General features: G+C 64.3%; 29 protein-coding genes. 18 read left to right on the top strand and 11 right to left on the bottom strand.

Features of this window, described 5'->3' with window-relative positions:
* The 3 genes from IVA80_RS33640 to flaF all read left to right on the top strand — a co-directional run.
* Positions 1 to 1,093 (top strand): DUF1522 domain-containing protein (locus IVA80_RS33640; RefSeq protein ID WP_247439376.1); only part of this gene is annotated, 1,093 nt, incomplete at its 5' end.
* Positions 1,094 to 1,337: 244 nt separating this feature from the next.
* Positions 1,338 to 3,620: a DUF1522 domain-containing protein gene (locus tag IVA80_RS33645; protein ID WP_247439378.1), complete on the top strand. Its 2,283-nt coding sequence runs from the start codon at positions 1,338 to 1,340 to the stop codon at positions 3,618 to 3,620.
* A gap of 289 nt (positions 3,621 to 3,909) precedes the next feature.
* Entirely contained in the window at positions 3,910 to 4,278 is a 369-nt protein-coding gene (gene flaF, locus IVA80_RS33650) for a flagellar biosynthesis regulator FlaF (protein WP_247439379.1), read from the top strand.
* Between the two features lie 158 nt (positions 4,279 to 4,436).
* Here the strand turns inward: flaF and IVA80_RS33655 are convergent, their stop codons facing one another.
* From IVA80_RS33655 to IVA80_RS33670, 4 genes are all read right to left on the bottom strand, one after another.
* Positions 4,437 to 4,796 carry a hypothetical protein gene (locus IVA80_RS33655; RefSeq protein ID WP_247439380.1) on the bottom strand — a complete coding sequence of 120 codons (360 nt, stop codon included), beginning with the start codon at positions 4,794 to 4,796 and terminating at the stop codon, positions 4,437 to 4,439.
* Positions 4,797 to 4,955: 159 nt separating this feature from the next.
* Entirely contained in the window at positions 4,956 to 5,453 is a 498-nt protein-coding gene (locus IVA80_RS33660; RefSeq protein ID WP_247439382.1) for a hypothetical protein, read from the bottom strand.
* An 11-nt stretch (positions 5,454 to 5,464) separates the two neighbouring features.
* Positions 5,465 to 5,833 carry a flagellar assembly peptidoglycan hydrolase FlgJ gene (flgJ, locus tag IVA80_RS33665; protein WP_247439384.1) on the bottom strand — a complete coding sequence of 123 codons (369 nt, stop codon included), beginning with the start codon at positions 5,831 to 5,833 and terminating at the stop codon, positions 5,465 to 5,467.
* Positions 5,833 to 6,957, bottom strand: a complete 1,125-nt coding sequence (locus IVA80_RS33670; protein WP_247439386.1) for a flagellar basal body P-ring protein FlgI — start codon at positions 6,955 to 6,957, stop codon at positions 5,833 to 5,835. The genes flgJ and IVA80_RS33670 overlap by 1 nt, the downstream gene beginning before the upstream one ends.
* A 270-nt stretch (positions 6,958 to 7,227) precedes the next feature.
* Between IVA80_RS33670 and IVA80_RS33675 the strand changes: the two genes are divergently transcribed.
* Positions 7,228 to 7,641, top strand: coding sequence for a flagellar assembly protein FliX (locus tag IVA80_RS33675; protein WP_247439388.1), 414 nt, complete (start codon positions 7,228 to 7,230; stop codon positions 7,639 to 7,641).
* A gap of 3 nt (positions 7,642 to 7,644) precedes the next feature.
* Here IVA80_RS33675 and IVA80_RS33680 read toward each other — a convergent pair whose 3' ends face one another.
* Positions 7,645 to 8,016 (bottom strand): helix-turn-helix domain-containing protein, encoded by a 372-nt coding sequence (locus tag IVA80_RS33680; protein WP_247439390.1) that lies wholly within the window; start codon positions 8,014 to 8,016, stop codon positions 7,645 to 7,647.
* A gap of 148 nt (positions 8,017 to 8,164) precedes the next feature.
* Between IVA80_RS33680 and IVA80_RS33685 the strand changes: the two genes are divergently transcribed.
* The 3 genes from IVA80_RS33685 to IVA80_RS33695 all read left to right on the top strand — a co-directional run bounded on the left by IVA80_RS33685 (position 8,165) and on the right by IVA80_RS33695 (position 10,659).
* Positions 8,165 to 8,776, top strand: a complete 612-nt coding sequence (locus IVA80_RS33685) for an NAD(P)-dependent oxidoreductase (protein WP_247439392.1) — start codon at positions 8,165 to 8,167, stop codon at positions 8,774 to 8,776.
* 215 nt (positions 8,777 to 8,991) lie between these two features.
* Positions 8,992 to 9,357, top strand: coding sequence for an RNA polymerase-binding protein DksA (gene dksA / locus IVA80_RS33690; RefSeq protein WP_247439393.1), 366 nt, complete (start codon positions 8,992 to 8,994; stop codon positions 9,355 to 9,357).
* Positions 9,358 to 9,879: 522 nt separating this feature from the next.
* Positions 9,880 to 10,659, top strand: coding sequence for a fumarylacetoacetate hydrolase family protein (locus tag IVA80_RS33695; protein ID WP_247439394.1), 780 nt, complete (start codon positions 9,880 to 9,882; stop codon positions 10,657 to 10,659).
* 282 nt (positions 10,660 to 10,941) lie between these two features.
* Here the strand turns inward: IVA80_RS33695 and flgH are convergent, their stop codons facing one another.
* From flgH to flgF, 4 genes are read right to left on the bottom strand one after another with little or no spacing between them, the layout of a single operon-like run.
* Positions 10,942 to 11,709 (bottom strand): flagellar basal body L-ring protein FlgH, encoded by a 768-nt coding sequence (gene flgH / locus IVA80_RS33700; RefSeq protein ID WP_247439395.1) that lies wholly within the window; start codon positions 11,707 to 11,709, stop codon positions 10,942 to 10,944.
* Between the two features lie 3 nt (positions 11,710 to 11,712).
* Positions 11,713 to 12,852: a flagellar basal body P-ring formation chaperone FlgA gene (gene flgA, locus IVA80_RS33705; RefSeq protein WP_247439396.1), complete on the bottom strand. Its 1,140-nt coding sequence runs from the start codon at positions 12,850 to 12,852 to the stop codon at positions 11,713 to 11,715.
* Between the two features lie 10 nt (positions 12,853 to 12,862).
* On the bottom strand, positions 12,863 to 13,651 hold the full coding sequence (gene flgG, locus IVA80_RS33710) for a flagellar basal-body rod protein FlgG (RefSeq protein WP_247439397.1): 789 nt from the start codon (positions 13,649 to 13,651) through the stop codon (positions 12,863 to 12,865).
* A gap of 16 nt (positions 13,652 to 13,667) precedes the next feature.
* Positions 13,668 to 14,429, bottom strand: a complete 762-nt coding sequence (gene flgF / locus IVA80_RS33715; protein ID WP_247439398.1) for a flagellar basal-body rod protein FlgF — start codon at positions 14,427 to 14,429, stop codon at positions 13,668 to 13,670.
* A 382-nt stretch (positions 14,430 to 14,811) separates the two neighbouring features.
* Between flgF and fliL the strand changes: the two genes are divergently transcribed.
* From fliL to IVA80_RS33745, 6 genes are all read left to right on the top strand, one after another.
* Positions 14,812 to 15,312: a flagellar basal body-associated protein FliL gene (gene fliL, locus IVA80_RS33720; RefSeq protein ID WP_247439399.1), complete on the top strand. Its 501-nt coding sequence runs from the start codon at positions 14,812 to 14,814 to the stop codon at positions 15,310 to 15,312.
* Positions 15,313 to 15,331: 19 nt separating this feature from the next.
* On the top strand, positions 15,332 to 16,534 hold the full coding sequence (gene fliM / locus IVA80_RS33725; protein WP_247439400.1) for a flagellar motor switch protein FliM: 1,203 nt from the start codon (positions 15,332 to 15,334) through the stop codon (positions 16,532 to 16,534).
* Complete coding sequence (locus IVA80_RS33730; RefSeq protein ID WP_247439403.1) at positions 16,531 to 16,977, top strand: DUF6468 domain-containing protein; 447 nt, start codon at positions 16,531 to 16,533, stop codon at positions 16,975 to 16,977. The genes fliM and IVA80_RS33730 overlap by 4 nt, the downstream gene beginning before the upstream one ends.
* A 9-nt stretch (positions 16,978 to 16,986) precedes the next feature.
* Positions 16,987 to 17,748, top strand: a complete 762-nt coding sequence (locus IVA80_RS33735; protein WP_247439405.1) for a flagellar protein FlbB — start codon at positions 16,987 to 16,989, stop codon at positions 17,746 to 17,748.
* Between the two features lie 390 nt (positions 17,749 to 18,138).
* Complete coding sequence (locus IVA80_RS33740; protein ID WP_247439407.1) at positions 18,139 to 18,369, top strand: hypothetical protein; 231 nt, start codon at positions 18,139 to 18,141, stop codon at positions 18,367 to 18,369.
* Positions 18,370 to 18,591: 222 nt separating this feature from the next.
* Entirely contained in the window at positions 18,592 to 22,302 is a 3,711-nt protein-coding gene (locus IVA80_RS33745; protein WP_247439409.1) for a tetratricopeptide repeat protein, read from the top strand.
* A 174-nt stretch (positions 22,303 to 22,476) separates the two neighbouring features.
* On the opposite strand, the gene fliP is transcribed toward IVA80_RS33745, so the two are convergent.
* Complete coding sequence (fliP, locus tag IVA80_RS33750; protein WP_247439411.1) at positions 22,477 to 23,235, bottom strand: flagellar type III secretion system pore protein FliP; 759 nt, start codon at positions 23,233 to 23,235, stop codon at positions 22,477 to 22,479.
* Positions 23,232 to 24,212, bottom strand: a complete 981-nt coding sequence (locus IVA80_RS33755) for a flagellar biosynthetic protein FliO (RefSeq protein ID WP_247439413.1) — start codon at positions 24,210 to 24,212, stop codon at positions 23,232 to 23,234. The genes fliP and IVA80_RS33755 overlap by 4 nt, the downstream gene beginning before the upstream one ends.
* Positions 24,213 to 24,560: 348 nt before the next feature.
* On the opposite strand from IVA80_RS33755, the gene flgB reads away from it, so the two are divergent.
* The 5 genes from flgB (at position 24,561) to fliR (ending at position 26,952) form a co-directional block, all read left to right on the top strand.
* Positions 24,561 to 24,965 (top strand): flagellar basal body rod protein FlgB, encoded by a 405-nt coding sequence (gene flgB / locus IVA80_RS33760; protein WP_097658028.1) that lies wholly within the window; start codon positions 24,561 to 24,563, stop codon positions 24,963 to 24,965.
* An 18-nt stretch (positions 24,966 to 24,983) separates the two neighbouring features.
* Entirely contained in the window at positions 24,984 to 25,409 is a 426-nt protein-coding gene (flgC, locus tag IVA80_RS33765) for a flagellar basal body rod protein FlgC (protein ID WP_014494020.1), read from the top strand.
* 16 nt (positions 25,410 to 25,425) lie between these two features.
* Complete coding sequence (gene fliE, locus IVA80_RS33770; RefSeq protein WP_247439415.1) at positions 25,426 to 25,734, top strand: flagellar hook-basal body complex protein FliE; 309 nt, start codon at positions 25,426 to 25,428, stop codon at positions 25,732 to 25,734.
* Positions 25,735 to 25,900: 166 nt separating this feature from the next.
* Positions 25,901 to 26,164: a flagellar biosynthesis protein FliQ gene (gene fliQ, locus IVA80_RS33775; RefSeq protein WP_247439417.1), complete on the top strand. Its 264-nt coding sequence runs from the start codon at positions 25,901 to 25,903 to the stop codon at positions 26,162 to 26,164.
* 17 nt (positions 26,165 to 26,181) lie between these two features.
* Positions 26,182 to 26,952, top strand: a complete 771-nt coding sequence (fliR, locus tag IVA80_RS33780) for a flagellar biosynthetic protein FliR (protein ID WP_247439419.1) — start codon at positions 26,182 to 26,184, stop codon at positions 26,950 to 26,952.
* The last annotated feature ends 34 nt before the right edge of the window (positions 26,953 to 26,986 follow it).

Below are 26,986 nucleotides of genomic sequence, written 5' to 3' on the forward strand. Positions count from 1 at the left end.
CAATTCGACGGTTTACCTGCAGTCCGGCGCGGTCAGTGACATTCTGAACGCCATCGATCTCGCGACCGGGGTGCAGACCGTCAAGACTGCCGGTGCCTCGGGTGCCTTGCAGACCACCGCCGGAGCCAAGAACTCGTCGGTCGTGGCCGGCGCGCTCAACCTCTCGACCGGTGCGAACGCGGATCTGTCGGTCACCGGGTCGGGCAATGCGCTGTCGGCCCTCGGTCTCACCGGCTCAACTGGCACCGGCACCGCCTTCACGGCGAGCCGGTCCGCAGCGTCGGGCGGCGTCTCGGGCAAGACCTTGACCTTCGCCTCCTTCAATGGCGGCGCGGCGGTCAATGTCACCTTCGGCGATGGCACCGGCGGCACGGTCAAGACGCTCGATCAGCTTAACACGCAGCTGCAGGCGAACAATCTTGCGGCTACGATCGATGCCAATGGCCTGCTCACAATCTCCGCGACCAACGACTATGCCTCGTCGACGATCGGCTCGGCCGTCGCTGGTGGTGCGATAGGCGGCACGATCACGGCGTCGCTGACCTGGACAAACGCGACCACGCCGACCGTCGATGCCGTTGCTCAGGCGACCCGTTCCAACCTGGTCGCCCAGTACAACAACATCCTGTCGCAGATCGACACGACCTCCGTCGACTCGTCCTTCAATGGCGTCAACCTGCTCAACGGCGACCAGCTCAAGCTGGTGTTCGACGAGACTGCGAAGTCGAGCCTGAGCATCACCGGCGTGACCTTCAACTCGAAGGGTTTGGGTCTGGCCGGCCTGCTCCAAGGCACGGACTTCATCGACAATGCCGCGACCAACAAGGTGCTGACCAGCCTGAACGCGGCCTCGAGCACGCTGCGCTCGGAAGCTTCGACCCTCGGTTCGAACCTCTCGGTGGTACAGGTGCGTCAGGACTTCAACAAGAACCTGATCAACGTGCTCCAGACCGGCTCGTCCAACCTGACGCTGGCCGACACCAACGAGGAAGCGGCCAACAGCCAGGCGCTGTCGACCCGCCAGTCGATCGCGGTGTCCGCGCTGTCGCTGGCCAATACGTCGCAGCAGAGCGTGCTCCAGCTGCTCCGCTAATAAGCGACTGAAATTACAAAACTAAATAGAGCGGCGGGGCTTCGGCCCCGCCGCTTTCTTGCGTGCACAAGGGACCTCCAGATCCGGCACCTCAGGCGGGAAGGGCTGCTAACCCGGCATTAACCGTGTCTCTTAAACCGCCGTTAACCATACTTTAAAGGACAGCCCCTAAAAGTGGACAAAAGCCCGCCTTCAAGATCGGCGAGCCCCCGATTCGTACCCGGTTCAAGAGGAAGACCCGCCAATGTCCAACATTGTTCTCTCGGCGTCGGTTCGCCAGAACCTGTTGTCACTGCAGTCAACGGCCGACCTGCTGGCCACGACGCAGCAGCGCCTCGCGACGGGCAAGAAGGTCAACACGGCGCTCGACAACCCCACCAACTTCTTCACCGCGCAGGGGCTGGACAACCGAGCGAGCGACATCAGCAACCTGCTCGATGGCATCAACAATGGCGTGCAGGTGCTCCAGGCAGCCAACACCGGCATCACCTCGCTGCAAAAACTGATCGACAGCGCGAAATCGATCGCGAACCAAGCACTGCAGACCACGGTCGGCTACTCGACCAAGTCGAACGTCTCGACCACCATCCCGGGAGCAACGCCGGCCGACCTGCGCGGCACGACCTCCTATGCGAGTGCGAGCGCGCTGTCGAATGTGTTGTTCACCGGTGCCGCCGGCGGCGTAACGCCCGTCACCGCGGGTGCGTTGCTGGGCTCAACTGCCGGTACCGCGCCAGCTCCCGGCGCACCTGTGAACGCCGCTGACAATGCGACCGCGCTGGTTGGCACCGACACCCTGATCGGAAGCACGGCCAGCAGCACGTTGGCATCGTCTCCCGCGGACGGCGACACAATCACGGTGAATGGCAAGACCGTCACCTTCCGGACCGGCGCTGCACCCGCCACTCAGCCGGCTGGGTGGGGTCTCAACCCGAGCGGCCATATTGCGACCGACGGCAACGGCAACTCGATCGTCTATATGGGAACCAGCGCCGCTCCGACCGGTACGGTCAACGATCTGTTGAGCGCAATCGACCTGGCGAGCGGCGTGAAGAGCGCTGCGATCAGTGCTGGCGCTGCGACCATCAGCGTGAGCGGCTCCAGTGGTCCTGTGGGTACCCTGCAGACCGCATCGTCGATCGCGGCTGGCACCGTCACTCTGAAGACCTCGACGGGCGCCGATCTGACCGTGACCGGCAAGGCGGACTTCCTCAAGTCTCTGGGCCTGACCACAGCGACCGGCGCAGGCAGCGCAATCGTGACTGCCGCGAGGACCACTGGAGCCGGCTCGCTTGGATCGCTGATCCAGGATGGCTCAATTCTCAATGTCGACGGCCACGTCATCACGTTTAAAAACGCCCAAACGCCACAGTCGGCTGCCAGCGTGACCTCCGGCGGCGTCAGCGGCAACATCGTTACCGACGGCAACGGCAACTCGACAGTTTACCTCCAGAGCGCGACGCTGACTGACGTGCTCAATTCGATCGATCTCGCCACAGGCGTGAAGACAGCCAGCATCTTCAACGGTGCCGCCGCTCTCTCGACGACGTCCGGCCAAATCCCGTCTTCGGTGAATTCCAGCGGACAGCTGCAGCTCTCCACCGGCGTCAACGCCGACCTCGCCATCACCGGCACCGGCAACGCACTGAGCGCGTTTGGACTTAGCGGCAACACGGGAACTGCTACCGCTTTCAGCGCCGCGCGTACGTCCGGCGTCGGCGGTATCAGCGGCAAGACCTTGACCTTCACCTCTTTCAACGGTGGGACGCCCGTGAACGTCACTTTTGGTGACGGCACCAACGGTACGGTGAAAACGCTTGATCAGCTGAACTCTCAGCTGCAGGCGAACCACCTGACCGCCACGATCGACGCCAACGGCGTGCTCACGGTCACCACCGTCAACGAATATGCCTCCTCGACCTTGGGTTCTTCGACCGCCGGCGGCGCGATCGGCGGCACGATCACCGGCGTATTGGCCTTCACCACGGCGCAATCGCCGATCCAGGATCCGGTCGCGCAGACGGCGCGCTCGAACCTGGTCAATCAGTTCAACAACATCCTCGCGCAGATCGATACGACTTCACAGGATGCATCCTTCAACGGTGTGAACCTGCTCAATGGCGACACGCTGAAGCTGATCTTCAACGAGACCGGCAGCTCCACACTCGGCATCAACGGGGTAGTCTTCAACGCGGCGGGCTTGGGCCTCAGCAATCTCGTCAACGGCATCGACTTCATCGACAATGGCGCCACCAACAGGGTGCTGGCGAGTCTGAATGCGGCCTCGAGCACGCTGCGGTCGGAAGGGTCCGCGCTGGGTTCGAACCTCTCGATCGTGCAGGTGCGTCAGGACTTCTCCAAGAACCTGATCAACGTGCTCCAGACCGGCTCGTCCAACCTGACGCTCGCCGACACCAACGAGGAAGCGGCCAACAGCCAGGCGCTGTCGACCCGTCAATCGATCGCGGTGTCCGCGCTGTCGCTGGCCAACCAGTCGCAGCAGAGCGTGCTGCAGCTGCTCCGCTAATTTCGCAGCTCAAGATCGCAACTCGAAACATCGCGGCGGGGCTAATGCTCCGCCGTTCTTTTTACGGACAGCGCTAAGGCCGGATTAGCTGAGCTTGATGCGCATCGTGCGAAGCAGTTTACAGCGTGCATGTACGCATCTAGCTTTGCGATGAAGGACTCCGTGGCCCGTAATAGTCCGGAGTGCTTCCAAGCACACACGTAAGCAAATCTTAAGCGGTGCTGCCTAGGGTCGGGAAAGAAATCCTTAAGCGCGTTCAACGGGCTAGGTAACCTCCAGGGTGTGATTGATGTCGAATTCTGCTGCCTCGGCCTACGCGCGCGTTGCAACGACCACCGCATCTCCGCGCGACATTGAGGCGCAAACCCTGCTCAAGGCCGCCAACAAGCTCCAGGATGCGGTCAACAGCGCCGACCCGTTCAGCGAGTGGACCACGCACGCCCTGATGTTCAACCGCAAGCTCTGGACGATCTTCCTGAGCGAGGCGATGCGCGAAAACAATCCGCAGCCGCTCGACGTCCGGCAGAAGATCGCCAACATCAGCGTGTTCGTGCTGAGCCAGACCGCGGCGCTCCAGATGAGCCCGCAGTTCGATCACTTCCGCCCGCTGATCGAGATCAACCGAAATATTGCCGCCGGTCTGTCCGGCCGTCCGTGATCGCGGTCTGCCGCGGCCGGCATCCGAGCATCCTGTCGACCATGTACGAAGTTCACGCTGACCTGTGCCGGAAAGACCAGGTCAAAAACGTCGTCACCGATCCCGCGACCGGTTCGATTTATCTCGACACTGCCGTCGTCACGCTCGACACCTGATCCTCAGGCGCTGAGGTCCGTATTGAGCGGACGCGAAGGCTCGGACTTCAGATCCTGCGCATGGAAATAGGCCCGCCGGCGCAGCATCGCTTCGTCCGGGAACTGGTTGACCACCGCGTCGGTCCTGTCGTTGACGACCTGGAAGACGAAAGACGCCGCCGCCTGGTCGAATACGACCTGACGCGAGACGTTCTCGTTTTTCGGCAAATCATTGCGCACGGCCGCGCTCGGATCGCTAGCGGTGACCGTCTGGCTCACCGGTAAATCCGTTTGCACTGCCTCGTTCGCCGCCGTATTCGACGTCGTTACGATCTGCGTTGGGACCGGTATCCCCACCGGCCTGATGCTGAAATCTGTACTCATGGCAGCCTCCTGGTTGCCTCACGTGAGTCAAATCCCAATCCCTCTCAATGCGCAACCATGGAACACCAGGATTGAAGACCTGGTTAGGAAACGTGACTAACCGCGCGACGACATCGTCGCGCTGTTTTTCGTAAAATTGTTGCTTGTTCTTGCATGTGCTCAGAGCGAGCGGCTGACCGCGAGCGGGGTGATGTGGCGCGGGCCTGGCGCGGCGCGACGACCCGCAGCTGTATAGGTGTTCGGTACGTTGCGCTTCTGGATCTCGGCGTTGACGCCGCGCACCACGCTCTCGGAGACCGCGTGTGCGGTCGCAAGCACGGTGAGATTGACCTGAAGCATCGCGCGGAACGCATCGTGGTGCCGATGCAGCGTCGAGAGCAGCTCGGGCGCTGATTTCGCGAGCTGGACCTGGTTCGCCTTCAACGCGCTGACCGCGACGATATAGTTTCGCGACAGTTCCTGCTTCTTGCTCTCGAGGGTCATCGCCTCGCGGACCTTGCCGGCACGAACGAACTCGGTCTCGCGCTCGATCAGGCCGAGCAGGGCGCTCATCGCATCCATCAGCTGCTCGGCGATCTTGCGCGCCTCGGCATTGCCGGGGGCGGTGTTCGGGCGCTGCGCTAGCATCGGCTGACGTGAGGCGTTGAAGTGGTTCATCTCGGTTGACCTTATGCCGTGCGGATCGTTTTCGCCTGCTGCATGATGAGGGTGCGGTAGACTTCGGTGGCGATGCCGACGCCGCCGGCCTTGGCGAAGTTCTTGGAATATTGCTCGGTCAGCATCGAGCGCCATACGCCGGTGCCCGGGGTGTCGCCGAACGGGCCTTCGCCCTTCAGGCCCGAGGTCATCTGCGAGAACATGCTGTTGAGGAACATCGCCTCGAAATCGGTGGCGGTCTTCTGCGCCTTGGCCTGCTGCTGCGGCGGGACCTTTTGCAGGGCGCTCGCGAGCTCGAAGTCGGGTCGGCCGTTGCGGCTCTCCACGGAGAAGGCCGAGGAGGTGACGGCATGCGCAGTGTTGATCATGCCAGCCTGCATCACATCACCTCGATGTCGGCTTCGATCGCGCCGGCGGCCTTGATCGCCTGGAGGATGCTGATGAGGTCGCGGGGGCCGATGCCGAGCCCATTGAGGCCATCGACGAGCTGTTGAAGCGAGACGCCGTCCTTGACGACGGCTAACTTCTTGCCGTCCTCGGTGACACTGACGCTGCTGCGCGGCGCGACCACGGTCCGGCCCCGTGATAGCGGGTTGGGCTGGCTGACCTGCGGGCTCTCGGAGATGGTGACCGTGAGGTTGCCTTGCGCCACCGCGACGGTGGCGACACGGACGTCGCGGCCCATCACGATGATGCCGCTTCGCTCGTCGATGACGATCTTGGCGGCGAGATCAGGATCGACCTGGAGCTGCTCGATCTCGGTGAGAAAGGCGACGACGTTGCCCTTGAACTCCGGCGGGACCGAAAGCTGCACCGTCGAGGGATCGATCGGCTCGGCGCTCTTGGCGCCGAGATAGTCGTTGATCGCGGCCGCAATGCGCTTGGCCGTGGTGAAGTCGGCGTTGCGCAGTGCGAGCCGCACGTTCGGCAGCCGATTGAGCGCGAACTCGATCTCACGCTCGATGATGGCGCCGTTTACGATGCGGCCGACGGTCGGAACGCCGCGCACGATCTTCGCGGCTTCGCCCTCGGCCTGGAAACCGGAGATCGCGAGCGAGCCCTGTCCGACCGCATAGACGTTGCCATCGGCGCCGAGCAGGGGCGTGACCAGCAAGGTGCCGCCGCGCAGATCCTTGGCGTCGCCCAGCGCGGAGACGGTGACGTCCATGCGCGTGCCCTGGGTGGCGAAGGCCGGCAGATTGCCGGTGACCATCACGGCGGCGACGTTGCCGGTGCGGATGGTGGCGCCGCGGATGTTGACCCCCATGCGCTCAAGCATCGCTTGCAGCGACTGCTTGGTGAAGGGGATGTTGTTGAGCGTGTCGCCCGTGCCGTTGAGGCCGACGACGAGGCCGTAGCCGATGAGCTGGTTCTGCCGCACGCCCTCGATATTGGCGAGGTCCTTGATGCGCGATGTCGCGCTTGCAGACGTGACCGAGAGCGCCAGCGCTGACAGCGCGGCGCAGGCCACCCCAACAATCCTCACCCAACGAACGCCTGGCATCCTCTGCTCCCCGAGGCCCCTCAAATCTCGGACCATCCTCGACACTCCCATGACGAGCTGGTCCGACGCTTTCCTTGCGAGCGCTGTGCCAACCCGAGGTAGCGGGGTTACGTGACTGAACAGGTTGAATAAATCTGTTTCCAGCGGTGTCAGGGAGGGTTCTCCCTGAGGAGCGAAACTGCCGCCTGCCGGCAGATTTTGCCGGGCTGTTTACGCGCCGTTAACCATAACACGGCGAAGGTGACGGCATCGATCACCCGGATTGCTGCGATGCGCATCTATGGACCGAACGGCACCACGCTTGGAGCGCCGGCCAGCCAGGCCAGGCGGACGAACTCCGGCACCTTCGTGCTGCCCGACACCTCGTCGGCGCAGGAGACGCGGGGCGCTGCCGCACCGAAGGCCGCCGCAAACATCGACGGGCTGCTCGCACTGCAAGGCATCGAGGAAGACCCGGTCGAGCGCCGCAAGCGCTCGGTCACCCGCGGCAAGACTGCGCTCGACGTGCTCGACGATCTCAAGATGGGGCTCCTGTCCGGAAATCTCGACGCGTCGACCGTGATGCGGCTGCGCGATGCCGCGGCCAACCTGAAATCGTCCTCGGGCGATCCCGGCCTGGATTCCGTGCTCTCAGAAATCGAGCTACGCGTCGAGGTCGAGCTGGCGAAGGCCGGGCAGGCTTAGCGCCTACGCCGCGACATCCTTCTGCTGCGCGTCGTAGCGGCGCTGGGCGGCGAGCACGTCTTTCAGGTTTTGTTCGGCCCAATCGCGCAGGGGATCGACCGCGGCGGCAAGCGTCACGCCGAGCGGCGTGATCGAATATTCCACCGTCACCGGTACGGTTGCGATGGCGTGACGCTTGATCAGGCCGTCGCGTTCGAGCGACTTGAGAACCTGACTCAGCATCTTCTGCGAAATGCCTTCGATCGTGCGGCGCAACTGATTGAAGCGCATCGGCTCCTCGCGCAGCAGCAGCAGGATCAGCACCGCCCATTTGTCGCCGACGCGGTCGAGGATCTGGCGCGTGGGGCAGTTCGCTGCATAGACGTCTGGCTTCATCGTCGGTCCTCTGGCTCCGTTTGATCGCATGGCGGCTCGCGCGCCGGTTACTCCAGCGTAATCAGGTAAGCACAAAGTGCGCTCTTAACACCAGCATCCTTTGCGATATCTAGTTACTGTTGGTTACTATGAAGCAAAGGAGCCTTTCATGAAAATCGCAGTCGCCGGCGCCTCGGGCCGGGCCGGGTCGGAGATCACCAGGGAATTGTCCCGCCACGGCCACGCGGTCACGGCCATCGCCCGGAACCCCGACAAGATCGCGGCCCTCCCGAACGTCACGCCGACCAAGGGGGACGTGCTCGACCAGGCCGGCCTCGCCAGGCTGTGGGCTGGACACGACGTTGCCGTGAGTTCCGTGCACTTCCTGGCCAGCGACCCGCTTAGGCTGATCGGCGCGGCAAAGGACTCAAGGGTGGGCCGCTATCTCGTCGTCGGCGGAGCCGGCAGCCTGGAAGTCGCTCCCGGCGTCAAACTGGTCACAACCCCCGGTTTTCCGGCCCAATACAAGGCCGAGGCGGAGGCGGGCTCGGCCTTTCTCGACCTCCTGGGGCAGGAAAAAGACCTGAACTGGACCTTCATCTCGCCATCGGCGCTGTTCATCGAGGGAGAGCGGACGGGCAAGTTCCGGCTCGGCACCAACCAGCTTCTCGCAGATGCGAGCGGGAAAAGCTGGATCAGCTTTGCCGACTACGCCATTGCGCTCGCCGACGAGATCGAGCGGCCGGCCCATGTGAGGCAGCGTTTCACGGTCGGCTACTAGGCCTTTGGCCGTCCCCGGGCCCTTGCGGATAAACCTTCCTGTGCAAGGGTTTGGGGGCGGTAACCGAGGGATTAAGGAAATATTGTCTGTCACAGGACGCCGCTATATAACGCCCCGCTCAACGGACTCTGTTCCGTTTGCGAGTCGTTGCTTAGACAGATAGGCCGCCCTTGGAAAAGTTGAAAAACTACCGACCGACCGAAAAAGAGCCTTTCATGAACGATCGGCAGAAGGAGTACTTCCGTTTGAAGCTCCTCTCCTGGAAGGATGAGATCCTCAAAGAGTCCAAGCTCACCCTGCAAGCCCTGCAGGAGGAGAACGTGAACCACCCCGATCTGGCTGATCGGGCATCGTCCGAAACCGACCGCGCCATCGAACTCCGCGCCCGCGACCGCCAGCGCAAGTTGATCGCCAAGATCGACGCCGCGCTCCAGCGCATCGAGGACAACACCTACGGCTATTGCGAGGACACCGGCGAGCCGATCTCGTTGAAACGGCTCGAAGCCCGGCCCATCGCGACGCTCTCGGTGGAAGCGCAGGAGCGCCACGAGAAACGCGAGAAGGTCTATCGCGACGAATAAAGTCGGAGCCGCAGAGTTGCGGCTCTTTGTTTTTGGACGCAAGGCGCCGTTTCGCGCCGTGATCCGCATTTTGCCTGTCGCCTGCCGCTGCGCGCCTCAGTGCGCGGGCGCAATCGCGAAAAGTGAATCGCGATCAATGGGCTAGACTCAACTCCTCCGAGCTCACGTGAGTTCGGATGAGAAGCAGCCTTCACTTCAGTTGCGGGAGATTTTGCGAGTCGCATCAACGAGATCGACTCGGATGTTGAGGCGTCGATCCAGCAGCATCAAGCATCGCTGCAATCGGGCCTGATGCGACGCCGCAAGGCGCGCATCTCCATAAAGCCTGGCCCCGCTCAATATTTCCTTAAATGCCCGCACGAAGCGGCAAGTGTTCCGCGAGGTGATTGACCTGCTCTTGCGGGTGATTCGGCTTGGCTTGGTCGAGGCCGGACGCTGCACGGTCCCGACCGTGGCTTGTCAGGTCAGGGCCGGGATGCTCCACTGCCGCGCAGAACTCGCGTAGCGTGGGAGGCGGCGCCGATGGACAATATTCTCAAAGCCGCAAAGGCGATTGCGCTCGCGCGTCGTAACCATGCGCCGCTTGCGGCGCTGGACCATCCGCCCGCCGACGAAGCCGCGGGCTATCAGGTTCAGCGCGCGCTGCACGATCTCCTGCTGCCGCATGTCGGGCCGCTCGTCGGCTACAAGGTCGGCTGCACCAGCCAGGTGATGCAGGACTATATTGGCATCCCGCATCCCTGCGGCGGCGGCGTGTTCCAGAAGGGGGTGCATGAGAGCGGGGCCAAGCTCGCGGCTGCCGACTATGTCCGTGTCGGCGTCGAATGCGAGATCGCGGTGCGATTGAAGCGCGACCTCGCGGCCGGCGAGGCGCCGTTCACGGCCGAATGGGTCGGCGAGGCCGTCGAGGCCTATCATCCCGCAATCGAGATCGTCGACGATCGTTACGTGAACTGGGAGACGATGGGCGCGCCGACATTGATCGCCGACGATTTCTTCGCCGCCGGCTGCGTGCTCGGTCCATCGGTGCCGCGCTCGTCCGTGCCGGATCTGAAGGCTGTCAAGGGCCGCGCCATCGTCAACGGCGAAGAGGTCAGCCACGGCACCGGCGCCGACGTGCTCGGCCATCCCCACAACGCACTCGCCTGGCTCGCCAACCATCTCGCGGCCGAGGGCAAGGGGCTGCACGCGGAGCAACTCGTGCTGACGGGGAGCCTGGTCAAGACGCTATGGCTGAAGGCCGGCGACAAGGTGCGGATGGAGCTTGAGGGGCTGGGAGTGGTGGAGGCGGAGTTTACGTGAGGGACGCATAGCGGTCCAACATTCTGCGTCATTGCGAGGAGCCCTTGCGACGAAGCAAACCCAGAGTCTTGCCGCGGATCGAGTCTGGATTGCCTCGCTTCGCTCGCGATGACGGAGGTTGGGGCGGCGCTCGAGTGCACCAACTGGCCGCGCGGCCGTGCGCCCGCAGCCGGGCCTTGCTAAAATACATGCGGCCTCCGGCAGGGGAGCTACCGGAGGCCGCGTCGTACATCGTCGTCCACGCCTAGGTTCGCGAACACGATGTGGGAGCTCGGGAGAAAGCTAGAAGGGTAGCAGCACGTCCATGACTTGCTGGCCGTAGCGCGGCTGCTGCACGTCCATGATCTGGCCGCGTCCGCCGTAGGCGATGCGGGCCTGCGCGATCTTGGTGGAATCGATGGTGTTGTCGCTCTGGATGTCCTCGGGACGGACGACGCCGGCGACGATGAGCTCGCGAATCTCGTAGTTGACGCGGATCTCCTGCTTGCCTTCGACGACGAGGTTGCCGTTCGGCAGCACCTGCGTCACGACCGCGGCGACGTTGGTTTGCAAGGCTTCCGTGCGGTTGACCGAGCCCTTGCCGTCGCTGGAGGCGGAGGAGTCGGCGGTGAGGATGCGGCCGGGCAGCACCTTCTGCGCCTGCGCGCCGAGCGTCTTGGCGCCGATGAAGTCGGTAATGCCGGAATCTTCCGAATTGGTACGGCTGCGCTGGGTCTCGTTGGAGAGGTTGGCCTTGTCGGTGATGTTCACGGTCACGGTGAGGAGGTCGCCGATCTGGCGGGCGCGCTGGTCCTTGAAGAACGCGCGGCTGCCGTTGCGCCACAACGAGTTCGGATTGTAGGAGGCGACTTCCGGCTTCGGCATCGGCATCTGCACCGGCTTGTAGCCGGGCTGCGTCGTCGGATTGTCGATCGCTGACAATTTCGGTTGCTCGCCGATCTGCGACAGGCGGTCGATCGAGGAGCAGCCGCTCGCCAGCGCGCAAATTGCCAGCAGCAGGGCAGAGATCGCGACGTGACGAAGACGGGAAGCCGAACTGAACGTGGACATGACTTACTCTGACTTGGCTGGAGCTTGCGAGACGCGAACTTGCGGGATCTGGGCTTGGGCGATCTGGGCCGGAGACGTAGGGGCCTGGACCAGGTTCCGGACGAGGGCATCAGTGTTGACGGGAGCCGGCGCTTCGTCGCGCTTGAGCGAGGAGGTCTGCTCGACCGCAGGCGCCATCGGCGCAGACTGGCTCGCGCCCTGGATCGTTACCTGGCCGCGACCGGTGACAACGCCTGCCAGCGTGCGCTTGGTCTGCAGATTGAGAACGCTCACAGTGTCGCCCTCGGCGCCGCTCTCGAGCGCCTTGCCGCGCGTGGTGAGATAGATCCCGGGGACCTGATAAATGACGGTGACGCTCTGGTCGCGCTGAACGAAGTCGGGCTTGACGATGTCGGCGATGCGGATCGGCGCGCCCGCCCGCATCGGCCGGCGGAGCTGCATGCCGATCGTGCGGTCGCGCGAGGCGGGCTCGCCGGTGATTTCGGCCTTCGGCCGGCGCTCCAGCGCGATGTCGGAGGATTTCAGGAGATCGACCCGGTCGATGTCGCGCGTCAGCACGGCCACTTCCACCGTCTCGATCGCGGTGCCGGTGAAGCGCAGCTTGGTCGGCGTCGGATTGTTGTCGTTGTTGATCTCGAAGGCGATATCGAAACGGCCGCTGCGCGCGTCGTAGCGGGTTGCGATCGGCTGGAGCGCACCAGTGTTGGAGGCATCTAACCGCATGTCGGCGACGCCGCGGTCGAACGTGACGGTGATGTTGGCGGCATCGCCAAGGCCGAAGCGGCGGTGGAGCGCCGAGGCCACCGCGGTTTCGAGGTCCTTGTTGGCGAGCGTGCGGGCCAGACGAGTGACCGACACTTCGTTGATGTTGCCGGTCATGACGCCAATCACCTGCTTGGCGCGCAGCACCGACAGCACCTGTGCGACCGGCAGCGCACCGGTGGTGCCGAGATCTGGCGAACGGTAGACCGGGATCAGCGCGGCCGACCCGGCGTTGTCGATGAGATCGCCGATCCGCACCACGTCCGAGGTGACGGTGACGCTGGCGCGCAACGTCGGCGTTGCGATGAAATCGTCGGCGGCCTGCGCCGGCAGCGCCACCGCGAGCAGGGCGGAGATAGTGGCAAGGGTGGTGCGGATCATCGTCATCACCTCAGCGGAACAGCGCCGTGGTCGATTGCATCATCTGGTCGGCGGCGCTGATGACCTTTGCGTTCATCTCGTAGGCGCGCTGCGCGGCGATCAAGTCGCTCATCTCCGAGACGACGTCGACATTGGCCTGCTCCAGGCTGCCCTGCGTGATCTTGCCGTAGCCTTCGGAGTTCGCGGTGCCGTCCTGCGGCGCGCCGGACGACGGGGTCTCGGTGAACTGGTTGCTGCCGACCGGCTGCAGGCCCGCCTTGTTGATGAAGCGGGTCACGCCGATCTGGCCGACGATCGAGGAGCTCGACGAGCCCGGCAGCGTGACCGAGATCTGGCCCTGCTCGCTCACCGTGATGCCGGAAGCGTTGTTGGGGATGGTGATGGTCGGCTGCACCGGGTTGCCCTGCGCGGTGACGACGCGGCCCTGGTTGTCCATCTGGAAGGTGCCGTCGCGGGTGTACTGGTAAGTGCCGTCGGGCATCAGGATCTTGAAGAAGCCTTCGCCGGACATCGCGAGGTCGAGATCGTTGCCGGTCTGTGACAGCGTGCCCTGCGTCATGCTGCGCGGCGTGCCGACGGTCTTGACGCCGCCGCCGATGTCGACGCCAACAGGCACGATGGTGCCCTGATCCGAGGCCTGCGCGCCGACGCGGCGCACGTGCTCGTAGATCAGGTCCTGGAACGCCGCCGTCTGCTTCTTGAATCCGGTGGTGCGGAGGTTTGCGATGTTGTTGGAGATGACCTGGACGTTCAGTTCCTGGGCAGCCATTCCGGTCGCAGCGGTGTGGAGCGCTTGCATGTCAGTGATCCCCTAATCAGGCCGGAACGTCGGCGAGCTTCTCGATCGCCGATTTGTGGAGGTCGCTCTGCTGCTGGAGCAGGTTGGCGATGGCGGTGTAGCTGCGCATGACTTCAACCATGCGGCTCATCTCGCCCACCGAGTTCACGTTGGACTTCTCGATGTAGCCCTGGCGCACGGTCGACTTGGTGTCGGCCTGCGACGTCGCGGAGCCGGCGCTGTAGAGATTGGCGCCGAGCTTGGTCAGTTTCGCCGGATCGTCGAACGAAGCCATGCGGATCTTGCCGCGGATCGAGTCGGTCTTGGCGGTGCCCTCGAGCACCGTGACGGTGCCGTCGGGCGCGACGTTGATGTCGTGGTCGGTCGGCTGGAAGGTGATCGGCCCGCCGGTGCCGAGTACGAGGTTGCCGTCGGAGGTGACGAGCTGGCCGGTGCTGTTGAGCGAGAATTTGCCATCGCGGGTGTAGCGCTCGCCGCCATTGGCCTGCACGGCGAAGAAGGCGTTGCCGTCGATCGCCATGTCGAGCGGGTTGTTGGTCGGCTCCATCGGCCCCTGGCCGACGTCGCGGAAGGTGCCGCGGTCCTGCACATAGGAGACCCGGCGGTCGGATGCGATGAAATTGTCCTCACGCGCGTTCGAGTTGAGATACTCCTCGAACAGCGAATGGTCGGCCTTGAAGCCGTTGGTGTTGGCATTGGCGACGTTGTTGGCGACGACATCCATCTGCCGTTCCAACGTCATCTGCCGTGACAAGCCGATCAGAAGCGCGTTCTGCATCGGAAATCTCCCCTGAGTGAGCCTGCCACCTCGCTCTCCCAAGCGCCTTGGCGGACCCGTGAACGAGACCATCAGGTTCTCCCAAACCCTCCTGTCTCGGACCTCTCTCAGCGAAAGCCGTGCCAACTAATAAGATCAAGTAATTTCAATGTCTTATCGATTTTTGAGGAGCGCGGGGAGGCGGCAGAAAGGTTCTGTTAGCCATGTTTGCCCGGCAGATTTTTCCTAGCGGAGGCCCAATCGAAAGGTTCCGTTAACCATTATTACCGTAGCGTTTGCGCGTAAGAGGAGCGCACTGCGCTGGGGCATTTGTATCGCGTCACTGTCTGCCAGGAGGCTTCGCTCTTTCGACCCCTTGATGAGATGAGCGAGCCTATCGACCATGGCAGACAATGAAGCGGAAGGCCGCGCGGCCGCCGACGGCGCGGAAGCCGCTCCGCCGAAGAACAAGCTCAAGCTCATCATCATGGCCGTCGGCCTGCTCGCCGTTCTCGGCGGCGGTGCCGCGACCTGGTTCTTCTTCTTCCGTCATGGCGACGACGAGCATCACGCCGAGGCGGCGCCGCCTCCGAAGCCGCCGGCTTTCGTCGAGGTGCCCGACATCATGGTCAACCTCGCCGGCGCCCCCGGCGAGCGCGTGCAATATCTGAAGCTCAAGGTCGTGCTGGAGCTCAAGGACGAGAAGCAGATCGAGGCAATCAAGCCGACGATGCCGCGCATCACCGACATCTTCCAGACCTATGTGCGCGAATTGCGCTCCTCCGACCTCAACGGTTCGGCCGGCGTCTTCCGCCTCAAGGAAGAGCTGACCAAGCGCGTCAATGCGGCGGTTTCCCCGATCCAGGTCAGCGCGGTGCTGTTCAAGGAAGTCGTGATCCAGTGAGCATGGCGGGCTAGGGATCATGGCGAGCAACGAACAAGTCGACCAGGATGCAATCGCCGCCCAATGGGAGGCCTCGCTCGATTCCGAGGATCCGGCGGAGGCCGCGAAGGCTGCTGCCGAAAACGAACTATCCGAGACCATGGCCCTGCAATGGGCGGCCATGGTCGAGGACGGCAGCCGCGATCTCGGCACCGGCAAGAATTCCGGCGAGCGGGTGCTGTCGCAGGAGGAGATCGACAATCTCCTCGGCTTCGCCGTCGGCGACGTCACGCTCGACGACCATTCCGGCATTCGCGCGATCATCGATTCGGCGATGGTCTCTTACGAGCGTCTGCCGATGCTCGAAATCGTCTTCGACCGCCTGGTGCGGTTGCTGACGACCTCGTTGCGCAATTTTACCTCCGACAACGTCGAAGTCTCGCTCGACCGCATTACCTCGGTGCGCTTCGGCGACTACATGAACTCGATCCCGCTGCCGGCCGTACTCACGGTGTTCAAGGCCGAAGAGTGGGACAATTTCGGCATGGCGACGGTCGATTCCAGCCTGATCTACTCGATGATCGACGTGCTGCTCGGCGGCCGCCGCGGCTCGAGCCAACTCCGCATCGAGGGCCGGCCCTACACCACGATCGAGACCGAGCTGGTCAAGCGGCTGGTCGAGGTGGTGCTGGCCGATGCCGAACAGGCGTTCCGGCCGCTTTCGCCGGTGACCTTCACGATCGACCGGCTCGAGACCAATCCGCGTTTCGCCGCAATCAGCCGTCCGGCCAACGCTGCCATCCTGGTGCGCCTGCGCATCGACATGGAAGATCGCGGCGGCAACATCGAGCTCTTGCTTCCCTACGCGACCATCGAGCCGATCCGGGGCGTCCTGCTCCAGATGTTCATGGGCGAAAAGTTCGGCCGCGACCCGATCTGGGAAGGTCATTTCGCCACCGAGATCGTGCAGGCCGAGATCGCCGTCGACGCCGTGCTCTACGAGGCCAACATTCCGCTCAAGCAGCTGATGCGGCTGAAGGTCGGCGACACGCTGCCGCTCGACATGCGCGCGGACGCCAACGTCACCGTGCGCTGCGGCGACGTCACGATCACCGAAGGACGTATGGGCCGGGTCGGCGACCGCGTCGCGATTCGGGTGACGAAACCCCTGCGCAAGCCAAATACGACACTTGCGATGTTCGAGAAGGTCGACGAGCAGAACAAGATGATGGAGGCCCCATGAACCACTCTCTGGGAATGGCGATCGAGACGCTGGTGGCTATCCTGCTGATGCTGACGATCGTCTATTGCGTCATGCTCAACAAGCGGCTGACGCGGCTGAAGGCGGACGAGCATTCACTGAAGGCAGTCATCGGCGAGCTGATCACCGCGACCGAGATCGCCGAGCGCGCGATCGGCGGGCTGAAGCTTGCCGTGCGCGACGTCAACGAGAACCTCGGCAGCCAGCTTGCGGCGGCGACCCAGATGTCGGACCAGCTCCACAAACAGCTCGGCGAAGCCGACAACGTGGTGCGGCGCCTGGCCAAGATCGCGATCGCCGCGCGCCCCATGACCAGCCCGGAAACGGTCGCCGCGCCCGCAGCCAAGCCCTCGTCGGCGAAGGCGGTGGCGGCTGCGGCCGAAGCCTTCTCCGAGCGCCGACGATCCAACGGTCTTGCCGCATAAAGTCAGGGTATGAAATCCTTCCGTAACATCCGCGTCATTCCGGTCGTGCTGGTTGCCGTCGCAGGTCTCGCCACGCTGAAGGTCGCGGGCCTCGTGCTCAATGGCGGCTATGTCTTCGACTACAAGCCGAGCCAGACCAAGAAATCCTGGGCGCAGGAGAATCTGAACTTCCCGACCGGCCGCGAGGATCCTGATATCACGGGCTCCACCCATGGCGCGCCGAAGGAGGCGCCGAAGCCGGCCGCGCCCGAGAGCAAGCCCGAAGGCACCGTGGTCAAGATGGAGGAGGCCCAGCCGCAGATCTCGGCCTCAGAGCGCGCTATCCTGGAACGCCTGCAGTCGCGCCGCCAGGAGATCGAGGCCCGCCAGCGCGAGATCGACATCCGCGAGAGCCTGCTCAAGTCGGCCGAGAAGCGCATCGAAAACAAGGTCGAGGAGATGAAGGCGGTGGAATCCCGCATCTCCGCGACCCAGGCCGAGCAGAAGGCCGCCGAAGCCCAGCGCATGAAGGGCCTCGTGACCATGTATGAGGGCATGAAGCCCAAGGACGCCGCACGGGTGTTCGACCGGCTCGAGATGGGCGTGCTGATCGAGATCGCCTCGCAGATCGCGCCGCGAAAGATGTCGGACATCATGGGACTGATGTCGCCGGAGGCCGCCGAGCGGCTGACGGTCGAGATGGCGCGCCGGGCCAATGGCGGCGGCGATCAATCGGCCTCGGCCGGCGATCTCCCCAAGATCGACGGCAAGCCGACGCAAAAGCCGAATTGAGGGCTCGAGAGCCGCGGCGCAGTTCGGCAACCTGCGCACGGTCGTGCGGTCGTTCAGCCAGAACGCGGCCGGACGCGCTGGGCGTTCAGTTCGTGAGCCGCAGTTGAACTCTACGATCAGTGGAACTCAGCTGCTTCTCGACGGGAAGGAGGGCCCCGCATTCCTGATTGATCAGCGCTGCATTCGTGACCCGAGTCACGAGATGCAGGGTGCTGTGGCAACAGGAGCATTCATATACCTTCAGGGCATACCCTCCGTCGATCGGGACGACGGCCACGACCGTTCTTGCCCTGCTACACACAATGCAACCGGCTTCTCCGCTCATTGATCGCCCCCAAGCTAGCCAATCGAATTCGCATTGCCGTGATTGCATCTGATTCAGAGTCGTGCGTGGACCGCAACGCCTCGAGGGTTGTGCTGGCGCGCTCGGCAACTTGCCAAGGCATGCAGATCAAATGCGCTGGGGAGTTGGGTGATCGGCGCCGGTTTGACGTCCTCGCCGCGGGTGCGCCGCACATCAAGCGCGTCGACCTGCGTTGCAGATGCGGCCGACGCGAGCGGAGAATCGAGGCCCGGATCGGCGACGACTTTGTCCGCTACGGTGTGCCGCAAAGCGACTGACCGACGCGAGACGGCCCTTGCGCAGGTGTTAACAACTCCTTAACCGCCTGAGGCTCAAATCCAAAGCCAGCGGATCGGCTCACGCGCGGTCCGGCACGGCATCTGCGCCAAGACAAATCAAAATATAGAATTAACAAGTCCTTAATTCGCAGGACCTACAGTCGGTAGCAGCGGCCGGCGCCACTGCCGGCATGGATGGTCGGACCGGAAGAAATGCCGCCAATGGCGCGAGAGGCTGCCGCTGGATTGTTGTCGCGAGCCCGCGCCATGGCGCGAGGCCCGTCGCGTCACGTCCGCAAGGCGCCTGTGCTGGCGGCCTGCCTTCTGATCGGCCTCGGCGCGCCTGTCCGGGCTGCCGATCCGATCCGCGGCGAGGCGACTTTCGCGGCCGGCGGTGGCTTTGCCCGTCTCGTGATCAAGCTCGGCGAGGATGTTCCCTCCGAGGTGACGACAGCCGGCTCCATTCTCATCATCCGCTTCGACCGGGCGGTCGATGTTCCCGTCGACCGCGTTCCGGAAGGTGCGCCCGACTACGTCAATTCTGCTCGCCGCGATCCCGACGGCGGCGCCATCCGCCTGTCGCTGGCACGGCGCGTCACCGTCAACACCATGAATGCCGGCGAGCGCACCTTCATCGACTTGCTGCCGGAGGGCTGGAAGGGGCCGCCGCCAAGCCTGCCCATGGACGTGGTCAAGGAATTGGCCGAGCGCGCGCGTGTCGCCGAACGTGCCTTGCGCGCCCAGCGCGCCGCCGCCGAGACCAAGAAGCGCCCGCAGATCCGCGTGCGCGCCTCGGTGCAGCCAACCTTCGTGCGCTTCGTGTTCGAGATACCCGACGGCGTCGGCGTGTCCTCCGTGCTCAACGAGCAGAAGCTCACGCTCGCGTTCAACGCCAACCTCAATTTCGATCTGGCGGATGCGGTCGTCGCGGCGCCGCCGAACGTCGCCTCGATCAAGCAGAAGGGCGACATCGACCAGACCAGTGTCGAGATCGCGCTGATCGGCGATTCCGACGTACACTCCTTCCGCGACGAGAAGAATTACGTCGTCGACATCTCCTTCCAGCCCGACAAGGGCAAGACCGCCGCGACGCCTGAAGCGGTGATCGCGCAGGCAAAGCCTGTAGCTCAAAGCCATGGCCCGGCACCGGAAAAGCCAGCGGCCGAGAAGTCGAAAGACGCTCATCGCGAGATCCCTCCGCCGACGTCCGAGACGATCGCGCGCGAAGCCAGGATCGATGTCAAACCCGAGGTGAAGCCGGAAGCTCCGGCGGCGATGCCGACCGTTGAAGCACCGAAGCCTGCGCCGGCTCCCGCGGCTGAAGCTCCGCATGCTGCGGAAGCGTCGCAGCCTGCGGCGCCGGCAACGGAAGCTGTGATCGGGCCCGTCAACCCCGCGGTGGCCGAAGCGCCCAAGGAGGTCGTGAAGGAAGCTGCGAAGGAGCCGGTCAAGGCTGCGGCTGCCGAGGCGCCGGCGGCGGCGCAGCCCACTGTGGCCAGCGTCGATGTTCGCCGCGACAGCGACGGCTTGCGCGTGATCTTCCCGCTTCAGGTCGCAACACCTGCGGCGGTGTTCCGGCGCGGCGACACGGTGTGGCTGGTGTTCGATACGCCGAAGCCGATTGACGTCGAGGCGATCCGCACCAGAGGCGGTGCGATGATCGGCGAGGTCAGCCGCATGCCGCTCGACAAGGGGCAGGCGGTACGCATTCGTCTCACCCGGCCGCTGGTCTATTCGCTGACGAGCGAGGAGGTCGGCAAAGAGACGAATTGGCTCCTGACGCTCGCCGACAAGATCCAGGCGACGCCGCTGCCGCTGATGATGTCGCGCAACATCACCGACCCCGCGCTCGCCAATATCGCGATCCCTTTCGCCAATCCGGGCCTGTTGCACAGGCTGACCGATCCCGACGCCGGCGACACGCTCTATGTCGTCACCGGGCAGCGGCCGCTGCGCGGTTTCATCAAGCGGCAGGACCTCGTCGATCTTTCGCTGCTGGAGTCCGCGCACGGCATCGCGATCCGGCCGAACTCCGACGAGGTCGGCGTCGAGGTCGGGTCCGACAAGGTCATTCTCGGCAAGAAAGGCGGGCTGACGCTGTCGCCGGTCGACATCTCGGCCGAGCGGGCGCCGACGGCGGTGCGGCCGATCTTCAGTCCCGAAAACTGGCGCAGGGGCCAGTCGGAGGATTTCTGGACGCGCCAAAGCAACCTGATCACGGCGATCTCGGCCGTCGAGCCGGCGCAGCGCTCGCTCCCGCGGCTTGATCTCGCGCAGTTTTACATGTCGCGCGCCATGTACCACGAAGCCAAGTCGGTGACCGAATTGATGCTGGCCGATCCTCTCAACAAGGAAGAGAGCGGCGCCCTGATCATGCATGCGATCGCGAGCATTTTGATCGGCCGGCCGGCGCAGGGCTTGAAGGACCTCGCCAGTCCCGTGATCGGCAACAGCCACGATTCCCAGCTCTGGAAGGCGCTCGCCTATGCGCGCCAGGGCAAATGGGCTGATGCGCGCGAGAAGTTCAAGAACGTCGAATTCGCCATTGCCTCGCTCCCGCTCGACATCCAGCGCATTGTGACGATGGAGGCGATGCGCGCCTCGCTCGAGGTGAAGGATTATGCCGGCGCCTCCAAGCGCCGCAGCGAGATCGAGGTGGTCGGCGTATCGCCCGAGGCGGCGCCGGGCTTCGCCGTGCTGCGCGCCCGGCTCGCCGAGGCGCTCGGCCACGACAAGGATGCGCTCGACGACTACAAGTTTGCGGTCGCCTCGAACGATCGTCAGGCGGCAGCCGAGGCCAAGCAGCTCGAAGTGGCGCTGCGGCAGAAGCGCGACGAGATCACCAAGGAAGACGCGCTGCGCGAGCTCGAGACGCTGTCGATGACCTGGCGGGGCGACTCGATCGAGGTCAAGACGCTCCAGATGCTGTCGCAGATGTATGCCGAGAACGGGCGCTACCGGGACGCGCTCAGTGCGGCGCGCACCGCGACAAAGCTCCAGCCGAACGCCGAGGCCTCGCGTCAGGCGCAGGACCTCGCCTCCGACCTGTTCACGCAGATATTCTTAGGGCCCAAGGGCGACGAGCTGCCGCCGGTCGAGGCGCTCGGGATGTTTTACGAGTTCCGCGAGCTGACGCCGATCGGCCGCCGCGGCGACGAGCTGATCCGCCGCCTCGCCGACCGTCTCGCCTCGATCGACCTGCTCGACCAGGCCGCCGAGCTGTTGCAGTACCAGGTCGACCACCGCCTCGAGGGCGCAGCCCGTGCCCAGGTCGCCGCGCGCCTTTCCATGATCTACCTCGCCAATCGCAAGCCCGACATGGCGATCTCGGCGCTGCGCGCGAGCCGCATCAGTGATCTCTCCGGCGAGCTGCGGCAGCAGCGGCTGCTGCTGGAGGCGCGGGCACAGAGCGACGTCGGCCGTCACGATCTCGCGCTCGACATCGTCTCCAACGTTTCCGGGCGCGAGGTGCTCCGCCTGCGCTCCGACATCTTCTGGGCGGCGCGGCGCTGGCGCGAATCCGCCGAGCAGATCGAGCTCTATTACGGCGAGCGCTTCCGCGATTTCAAGCCGCTCAACGCGGTGGAGAAGAGTGACATCATCCGCGCCGCCGTCGGCTATGCGCTCGCCGACGATTCGATTGGTCTGTCGCGCTTCCGCGAGAAATATGCGCCGCTGATGAGCGAGAGCGCCGACCGTCTCGCCTTCGACATTGCCAGCAAGCCGGCAGCGTCCTCCAGCGCCGAATTCGCCGAGATCGCCAAGCTCGCCGCCAGCGTCGACACGCTCGACGGCTTCCTGCGCGAGATGAAGCAGCGCTTCCCCGACGCAACCGCCCGCGCGCCGGCCGCCCCGCAGGCCAAGGACGAGACCGACCACACCGGCTCGCTGCCGACGATCCCGGTCGTGCGGCAGATCAAGATGACGCGGTAGGAACCCTGCGGGCGCGGTCAGCGTAGTTTCGCACGAAGCGCAGCCGGACTGGTCGCCCCATTCTCCGTCATTGCGAGCGCAGCGGCGCAGCGAAGCGATCCAGAGTCGATCCGCGGCAGCAGCCTGGATTGCTCGTCGCAAGGAAAGGGCTCCTCGCAATGATGGAGGGGGTCGCTATCCCCCGTAACTCTGCACCAGGCTCCCCGCCACCAGCGACCAGCCGTCGACCAGCACGAAGAAGATCAGCTTGAACGGCAGCGAGATCGTTGCGGGCGGCAGCATCATCATGCCCATCGACATCAGTACGGAGGCGACGACGAGATCGATGATCAGAAAGGGGAGAAACAGGAGGAAGCCGATCTCGAAGGCGCGCTTCAATTCGGAGATCATGAAGGCAGGCACGAGGATGCGTAAGCTGAGGTCGTCGGGGGTTGCCGGCGGCGGCTCGCCGGAGAGATCCAGGAACAGCTTGAGATCCTTCTCGCGCACGTTCTTCTGCATGAAGCCCCGCAATGGGACGGAGGCGCGCTGGAGCGCGTCCTCGACGCCAAGCTGGTTGGCGACGAGTGGGCGAATGCCCTCGTCGTAGGATTTTTGCAGGACAGGTCCCATCACGAAGAAGGTGAGGAACATCGCGAGCGCGATGATCACCGAGTTCGGCGGCGCGGTCGCCGTGCCCATCGCGGTGCGCAGCAGCGACAATACGACCACGATGCGCGTGAATGACGTCATCATGATCAGGATCGACGGTGCGATCGACAGCACCGTGAGCAGCGCGATGAGCTGGATCGCGCGCTCGGTGACGCCGCCGCCGGCTGGGCCGCCGCCGAGATTGATGCTGATGTCCTGCGCGTGCGCAAGGGTGGCGAGCGAAGCCGCGCCGATCAGGACAGAAAGAAAAAGAACTCTACGCGGAAGGGCCGGCAGCCTCACGAAGACGGCTTCGGACGGCCCAGCAGCGAGGCCATCTCGTCTTCGAGGTTTTCAAAGCTGGTCTTTTCCGTGGCCGGCTTTGCAGGCGGGGCCGGTGGTGCCGGCGGCTCGCTGCGTGCGGCGCGCGGGGGAGCGGCGGGCGGCTCCGGCGCCACCGGCGGCGCGACCGGCTCGCCGGCTGGCCGGCGCAGCGCGGCTTCGAGCCGCTGCGCCATCTCGGCGAGATTCTGCTCGGCGCTCGAGGGCGCAGCTGGAGCGGGGGCCGGCGGTGGAACCGGCGGAGCCTGCGGCACGGGCGGAGGGGGCGGCGGCGCGGCCGCGCGCTCGGCGCGCACGGGTGGCACCTTCACCGGCTCGCTCTGGCGCGGCGGACGCGGCATCAGCGGCGGCTCGTTACGGCCAATGCGCGGCGCCATGGGCTCGGGGCGTGGCTCGCGCTCGGGGCGGGGCGGCACGATCGGCTCGGGCGGAAAGCCGGCCAGCGGCGGCTCGCTGCGACGCTCGGCCAGCGCGGGCGCGGGCCGGCGCACCTCGTCGGCGAAGGACGGCCGCGCGGGCCGCGGCGGCGGCTCGGGCATTTGCGGCTCGGGATGATCGAGCAATTCGGGCCGCGGCGCTTCGGCGGCCCAGCCGCTGGTGTCCGGCATGGGCGCAAGACGCGGCGGCTCGGCGGCATTGGGACGCTGCGGAAGCTGGTCGCGACCGGGCGCGGCCCGCACGATGTTCGGCTCGACGACGATGTCGGTGGGACCACCGATCATCAGGAGATGCTCGACATTGTCACGCCGGACCAGCACCAGGCGGCGCCGGCCATCGACCGCGGCGGCATCGATCACGGCGAGCCGGGGCATCCTGCCGCGCTGGGTGTTGGCGCCGAGCCGGCTGGTGGCGAATCGGCGAACCAGCCATGCAGCGACGCCGATCAACGCCAGAACGACGATGAACGCGACGATGAAGGTGATAGGGCTGCCTTGCATACTTGTCCCCGACAAATGGCGCTATTCTCGTGCCCATGGTCAGATGCGCCAACCACCGGCGTGAGATGCCCCAAACTGCGATTTCTTAACGTCCCACGGCAAGTTTTGCCGTCCCCAGCTCTTAATAACCTATGAATCGCTCGATCCAAAACGACTTCTTGACCTGTGCATGTTCCGCCAAACCGTTGGGTTAATGCCGCTTTTGGACAGGTAGAATCACGGAGTCGGAAACTGCTGTCCCGCCAAGGGACATTCATCATGCCATCCTTAACCGTCTGTTAACCATACACGCGGCAAATTCTGCCTAGCTTCGGGACCTTGGTCCGAGAGGCGGAAGGAGCCGCAACGATGTCCATCAACGACCTCCCGGTGCTGTCGGCGCTTCGCACCAAGATGCAGTGGCACCAGGAGCGCCAGCGCGTCCTGTCCGAGAACGTCTCCAATTCCGACACGCCCAAATTCCGGCCGCGCGACCTGGTGGAGCCGAAGCTCGACAAGGCCGGTGCTGTCACCGGCTCGATGGGCCCCCTGGCGCTCACCCGCACCAGCGGATCCCACATGACGCCATCCGGCGCGGCCTCGGGCTTCGACCAGAACAAGAATGCGGGTTTCGAGACCCGTCCCGCGGGCAACGCCGTCAATCTCGAAGAGGAGATGATGAAGGCCGCCAGCAACCAGATGGACTACGCGGCGGCGACCTCACTCTATTCGAAGAGCCTGCATCTGCTCAAGACTGCGATCGGCAAAGGTTAGAGCTGAGGGAAACAGATCATGGCGAATGACAGCAGCGACTTTGCCCGCTCGATGGCGATCGCGACCTCCGGCCTGCGCGCGCAGGCCGGGCGTATGCGGGTGATCTCGGAGAACATCGCGAACGCGGATTCGACGTCGCAGACATCAGGCGGCGATCCCTACCGGCGCAAGGTGCCGACCTTCTCTTCGGCGCTCGACCGCACGCTCGACGCACAGGTCGTCACTCTCGGCAGGATCAAGCCCGACCAGTCCAACTTCCGCACCAAATACGAGCCGAACAATCCGGCGGCGGATGCGACCGGCAACGTCAAATACCCGAACGTGAACTCGGTGGTCGAGATGACCGACATGCGCGACGCGCAGCGGTCCTACGAGGCCAATCTCAACATCATCAGTGCGACGCGCCGGATGATCCAGCGCACGCTCGACATCCTCAAGAGCTGAACAGGACAATTAAGCCATGGCATCACCGTCAATCGCAGCCAATGCCTATGCCAACCTTGCCCGCGTGCTGGAGAGCAGCGGCGCCGGCAAAGGCAGCGAGCCGAACGGGCAGTCGTTCGCTTCGCTCCTGAAAGACGCTGTCGGCAGCGTCATGGAGTCCGGCCGCAAATCCGATGCGCAGACGGTGGCGATGGCCGCCGGCAAAGCCAACGTGATGGACGTGGTGACGGCGGTCGCCGACACCGACGTCGCGGTGTCCACGCTGGTCTCGGTCCGCGACCGCGTGATCGCCGCATATGAAGACATCATGAAGATGCCGATCTGATTGGCGCTCACCGCACGCCCCAATCGTCATTGCGAGCGCAGCGAAGCAATCCAGACTGTCTCAGCGGAAGGATTCTGGATTGCTTCGCTACGCTCGCAATGACCGGGATAGTCTTCGCATCGCTTGGAATGCGGTGGGGAGGCGAGAATGAACAAAGGAATGTGCAATGACCGGACCTGAAACCCTCGACGTCGCGCGTGATGCGATCTGGACCATCGTGATCGTGTCGTCGCCGCTGATGGTGGTCGGCCTCGTGGTCGGCGTCGTCGTGTCGCTGTTCCAGGCGCTGACGCAGATCCAGGAGCAGACGCTGATCTATGTGCCGAAGATCCTGGCCATGTTCGCCACCATGCTGCTGGCGCTGCCGTTCATGGCCGACGCACTCCATTCCCACATGCTGCGGATCTCGTCGCGAATCATCGGCGGCTGAGGCACAATGCGCCCATCATGCGCATCGACGTCTCGCTGCTGCCGGCCCTTGCGGCTTCCTTCATGCTCGCCTTCGCCCGGGTCGGCGCGATGGTGATGCTGCTGCCGGGGCTGGGCGAGACCAACATCCCGACGCGGGTGAAGCTGTCGATCGCGCTGATGCTCACGCTGATCATCCTGCCGCTGCATCGCAATGCCTATCAGGTCGACATGGGCTCGATCGCGCCGCTCCTGGTCATGATGCTGCATGAGATCGTGATCGGCATCGTGCTCGGGGCGACCGCGCGCGTGACGTTGTCGGCGCTTCAGGTTGCGGGCGCCGTCATTGCGCAGCAGATGGGGCTCGGCTTCGTCACTTCGGTCGATCCGACGCAGGGACAGCAGGGCGTGCTGGTCGGCAATTTCCTGACCATGCTCGGGGTGACGCTGCTGTTTGCCACCGACAGCCATCATCTGGTGATTGCGGCGCTGAACGACAGCTATGCGATCTTCGCGCCGGGCGAGACCGTGTCGAGCGGCGACGTCGCCTCGCTGGCGACGCGTGCTTTTTCTGCTGCGTTCCTGCTCGGCTTGCAACTCTCCGGCCCGTTCCTGGTGTTCGGACTCGTCTTCAATATCGGGCTCGGCGTGCTGGCGCGGCTGATGCCGCAGATGCAGGTCTATTTCGTCGGCGTGCCGCTGTCGATCTTCGCGGGCTTCCTGGTGCTCGCAGTGGTGCTCACGGCCATGATGGGAACGTATCTCGATTACTTCATCGGTGTCATGCACCAGATGATGCCGCTCAAATAGGTGAGCTAGTGCCGCCGATTTGAAGTTCCTGCAG

This window comes from Bradyrhizobium sp. 139 (assembly GCF_023074175.1).
GTDB lineage: Bacteria > Pseudomonadota > Alphaproteobacteria > Rhizobiales > Xanthobacteraceae > Bradyrhizobium.

Excerpts from the sequence above, each read along its gene's own strand:
- flgH (WP_247439395.1), bottom strand. The coding sequence starts at position 11,709 with ATGTCCACGTTCAGTTCGGCTTCCCGTCTTCGTCACGTCGCGATCTCT.
- IVA80_RS33730 (WP_247439403.1), top strand. The coding sequence starts at position 16,531 with ATGAACCACTCTCTGGGAATGGCGATCGAGACGCTGGTGGCTATCCTG.
- IVA80_RS33735 (WP_247439405.1), top strand. The coding sequence starts at position 16,987 with ATGAAATCCTTCCGTAACATCCGCGTCATTCCGGTCGTGCTGGTTGCC.
- flgC (WP_014494020.1), top strand. The coding sequence starts at position 24,984 with ATGGCGAATGACAGCAGCGACTTTGCCCGCTCGATGGCGATCGCGACC.
- IVA80_RS33685 (WP_247439392.1), top strand. The coding sequence starts at position 8,165 with ATGAAAATCGCAGTCGCCGGCGCCTCGGGCCGGGCCGGGTCGGAGATC.
- flgF (WP_247439398.1), bottom strand. The coding sequence starts at position 14,429 with ATGCAGAACGCGCTTCTGATCGGCTTGTCACGGCAGATGACGTTGGAA.
- IVA80_RS33660 (WP_247439382.1), bottom strand. The coding sequence starts at position 5,453 with ATGAACCACTTCAACGCCTCACGTCAGCCGATGCTAGCGCAGCGCCCG.
- fliL (WP_247439399.1), top strand. The coding sequence starts at position 14,812 with ATGGCAGACAATGAAGCGGAAGGCCGCGCGGCCGCCGACGGCGCGGAA.
- flgB (WP_097658028.1), top strand. The coding sequence starts at position 24,561 with ATGTCCATCAACGACCTCCCGGTGCTGTCGGCGCTTCGCACCAAGATG.
- flgA (WP_247439396.1), bottom strand. The coding sequence starts at position 12,852 with ATGATCCGCACCACCCTTGCCACTATCTCCGCCCTGCTCGCGGTGGCG.
- flaF (WP_247439379.1), top strand. The coding sequence starts at position 3,910 with ATGTCGAATTCTGCTGCCTCGGCCTACGCGCGCGTTGCAACGACCACC.
- flgJ (WP_247439384.1), bottom strand. The coding sequence starts at position 5,833 with ATGCAGGCTGGCATGATCAACACTGCGCATGCCGTCACCTCCTCGGCC.
- IVA80_RS33670 (WP_247439386.1), bottom strand. The coding sequence starts at position 6,957 with ATGCCAGGCGTTCGTTGGGTGAGGATTGTTGGGGTGGCCTGCGCCGCG.
- IVA80_RS33695 (WP_247439394.1), top strand. The coding sequence starts at position 9,880 with ATGGACAATATTCTCAAAGCCGCAAAGGCGATTGCGCTCGCGCGTCGT.
- dksA (WP_247439393.1), top strand. The coding sequence starts at position 8,992 with ATGAACGATCGGCAGAAGGAGTACTTCCGTTTGAAGCTCCTCTCCTGG.
- fliM (WP_247439400.1), top strand. The coding sequence starts at position 15,332 with ATGGCGAGCAACGAACAAGTCGACCAGGATGCAATCGCCGCCCAATGG.
- fliR (WP_247439419.1), top strand. The coding sequence starts at position 26,182 with ATGCGCATCGACGTCTCGCTGCTGCCGGCCCTTGCGGCTTCCTTCATG.
- IVA80_RS33655 (WP_247439380.1), bottom strand. The coding sequence starts at position 4,796 with ATGAGTACAGATTTCAGCATCAGGCCGGTGGGGATACCGGTCCCAACG.
- IVA80_RS33755 (WP_247439413.1), bottom strand. The coding sequence starts at position 24,212 with ATGCAAGGCAGCCCTATCACCTTCATCGTCGCGTTCATCGTCGTTCTG.
- fliE (WP_247439415.1), top strand. The coding sequence starts at position 25,426 with ATGGCATCACCGTCAATCGCAGCCAATGCCTATGCCAACCTTGCCCGC.
- IVA80_RS33680 (WP_247439390.1), bottom strand. The coding sequence starts at position 8,016 with ATGAAGCCAGACGTCTATGCAGCGAACTGCCCCACGCGCCAGATCCTC.
- fliQ (WP_247439417.1), top strand. The coding sequence starts at position 25,901 with ATGACCGGACCTGAAACCCTCGACGTCGCGCGTGATGCGATCTGGACC.
- IVA80_RS33645 (WP_247439378.1), top strand. The coding sequence starts at position 1,338 with ATGTCCAACATTGTTCTCTCGGCGTCGGTTCGCCAGAACCTGTTGTCA.
- IVA80_RS33745 (WP_247439409.1), top strand. The coding sequence starts at position 18,592 with ATGGCGCGAGAGGCTGCCGCTGGATTGTTGTCGCGAGCCCGCGCCATG.
- flgG (WP_247439397.1), bottom strand. The coding sequence starts at position 13,651 with ATGCAAGCGCTCCACACCGCTGCGACCGGAATGGCTGCCCAGGAACTG.
- IVA80_RS33675 (WP_247439388.1), top strand. The coding sequence starts at position 7,228 with ATGCGCATCTATGGACCGAACGGCACCACGCTTGGAGCGCCGGCCAGC.